The 2,483-nt window shown below is 54.6% G+C and carries 2 protein-coding genes and 1 pseudogene; 1 reads left to right on the top strand and 2 read right to left on the bottom strand.

The genetic code is table 11. The features are described 5' to 3' along the window. Together H6F43_RS00095 and H6F43_RS00090 are read right to left on the bottom strand one after the other, a co-directional pair. A partial coding sequence (locus H6F43_RS00095; RefSeq protein WP_190340010.1) for a glycosyltransferase family 87 protein occupies positions 1-884 on the bottom strand: 884 nt, incomplete at its 3' end. 280 nt (positions 885-1,164) lie between these two features. Then, a complete protein-coding gene (locus tag H6F43_RS00090) occupies positions 1,165-2,124 on the bottom strand; it encodes a lysylphosphatidylglycerol synthase transmembrane domain-containing protein (protein ID WP_190340009.1) in 960 nt (319 codons plus the stop codon). Between the two features lie 39 nt (positions 2,125-2,163). On the opposite strand from H6F43_RS00090, the pseudogene H6F43_RS00085 reads away from it, so the two are divergent. Beyond that, positions 2,164-2,483 (top strand): annotated as a pseudogene (locus H6F43_RS00085) (CPBP family intramembrane glutamate endopeptidase); the annotation flags it as partial.

Genomic DNA, 2,483 nt, shown 5'->3' with positions numbered 1-2,483 from the left:
GGCGGTTGAGCACGCCAGCCAACCCAGATTGCACTACCAACCAACAGCGACAGTATGGCGTAGCGAACCAATTTGTAGCTCCAGTCCACCTGCATCGGTAGCCAGTTGCGCAAGCCGCCGCCCAGCAGCGATCGCGACAGCAAGCCATCCACCGACTGCACATTGAACGCTGAAATGGGTTTGCCTGCAAACGGCTGGATACAGGCTTGATACCATGTGACGTGCAGATCGGGACCAAACACCAGCAGCGACGCTAGCCCGATCGCCCCCAGCGTCCCGACAAACCCCGCTACTACCCGCCAGCGTCCCCGCAGCACATAGTAGGCTCCAAACAGCAGCAGCGGCACTTTGATGATGCCCGCGATCGCCAGCAGGCAGCCTGCCAAAACAGACCGCTTGGGTTGTAGCCACAGCGCCCCCAACAGCAGCAGCAGCGTGTACTGGCTGGTATTGCCGATGCGCAGGTTATAGAACAGGGGTCCGTTTGCCACAAACAGCCCCACTAGCAACACTTTCTGCCAGCCCGTGACGTTGGTGTAGCGGATGCAGAGATAGCAGGCGGAGATCGTCGCAATGGCTCCTACTGCCGTCATCAGCGCCGCCGCTGTTGAAACATCCAGCGCGGCGAAGGGTGCGAACAGCAGGGCAACGATCGGCAGGTTGACAAAGGTCAGGTCGTCATCTGAACGAGCGTACAGCTCCGCGGGATTCAACAGAGCTGCCTTTGCCGCTGGATAGTATGCCTTGGTAAAGTCTACAAACGCATCACGGGCTTGAGGCTCCGTCGCCAACCCAAGCAGCAAAATCATCGCAAGCGCTAAACCACCAAAGCCAGCCCAGCGGATCGATCGCGACTTCAGACGAGTTTTGGTAAGCGTGTACAAGCACCCAGCGCCTAGAACAAGCAGGCTGTAAATTAAGTAGATGCGCATTTCCGTAAGCGTTAAGCGAGTCGATCTGCAAGGTTGTTACTTGCGCTAGCAAACCAATTGAACGTGTTTAGAGAAAATCACAGGGCAACAGAATTGAAGTGAATGCGTAGAAATACGGAGCGTCTTTCACGGTAGCTGGTTTTTGGATGGCGTCAAATGGCTGAGCTTAGCTTCTCATGGATTTTTTAGACGGGGGATAGCTTCATGAAGAAATCATAAAATTGTTGAACCGTCACTTTCGCAAGCTTCGCACCGTTGCCATGTATTGACTTAAAAACGGCAGACCCCCGATCGCAGGTAGCACATAGCGCGAGGTACACAGCACTCCTAGCGCCGCTGCTATTTGGGCACTGAAGTACGGTTGGTAGAACAAGATCAGGGCTGCATCACGAGTCCCGACTCCGGCAAACGTCAGCGGCAGCAATCCCGCCAAAATTGCCAGCGGCGACAGTGCCAGATTCGCCAGAAATGGCGTCCAGGCATTTAACGCCAGAATAAAAAACCAGATTTGCAGCAGGTGCAGGAACCAAATAAAGATCGATGTAGCAGTAACTTTGAGAAACTGCTGCCGATCGCCCCAAAAATACTCGTGCATCTCCCGCCATGAGGTCTGCAAGCTGTAAAGCTTCGTGCGCAGCTTCTTAGGGGCAACGGTCTGCGCCAGATCAAAAAAGAATTGAGCAAACGCCCGCGATCCCAGCAGTGCCCCACCTAGCACCAGCCCTGCAACGACACTCACGGTCATAATCCAAAATAGCCAGTCTTTCTGCGGATACAGCAGCAGCCCAAACGCGCACCACAGGAGCAGCGACAGCATATCGCAGGCTTTCTCAAAGATCACCAGCGACAGCGACAGCGATCCGCTCAGGTGCCCCCGCTCGCGCATAAAGTACGCTTTGGCAATGTCGCCCATCTTCGACGGCAGCACCATATTGAGCACGCTGGCAACCAGGATCAGGCGCGTTGCCTCTGCAAACCCCAACGAGGTTTTTTCGCCGCGCTTCCCTTTCGGCATGAGCTGTTGCAGTCGCCAAGCGGTAATCAGCGTAATGGGAACAACCATGCCCAAACTGATGAGCATCCAAGTGCGATCGCAGTTCTGGAAAACCTGAACCAGCCCCCGCAAATCGATTTTCCAGTAGATGACCGCTAAAATTAGCAGGCTGACAACAATAGAAATCAGGCGTTTCATAGAATTCTAGGTTAGAGATTGTGATTGGACCCGCAAGCCTTGATTCAGACACTCGCTCGTCGCCTGACAAACGCAATTCTGACCATTCCTGCTAAACGCGATTGGGTGTGGGCGATCGCGCTGCTGCTAATCTACGGAGCGGTTTTCTTGCCGATCGGTCTAGCGACAGGATTTCTGCAGTGGCAGCTACCATCGTCGCTGTGGCTAGCGATCGACGTATTGCTCAGAGCCTTGTTGATGCCGGGACTCAGTGAGGAGCTATTCTTTCGAGTGCTGCTGATCCCGCATCCTTTAGAGAGCGTGTCGCTCACCACTCGCGGCGGGTGGATTGGTGTGAGCTGGATTAGCTTTGTGCTCTA

The organism is Leptolyngbya sp. FACHB-36 (assembly GCF_014695955.1).
GTDB lineage: Bacteria > Cyanobacteriota > Cyanobacteriia > Leptolyngbyales > Leptolyngbyaceae > FACHB-36.
This window is presented reverse-complemented; position numbering and strand designations above follow the sequence as displayed.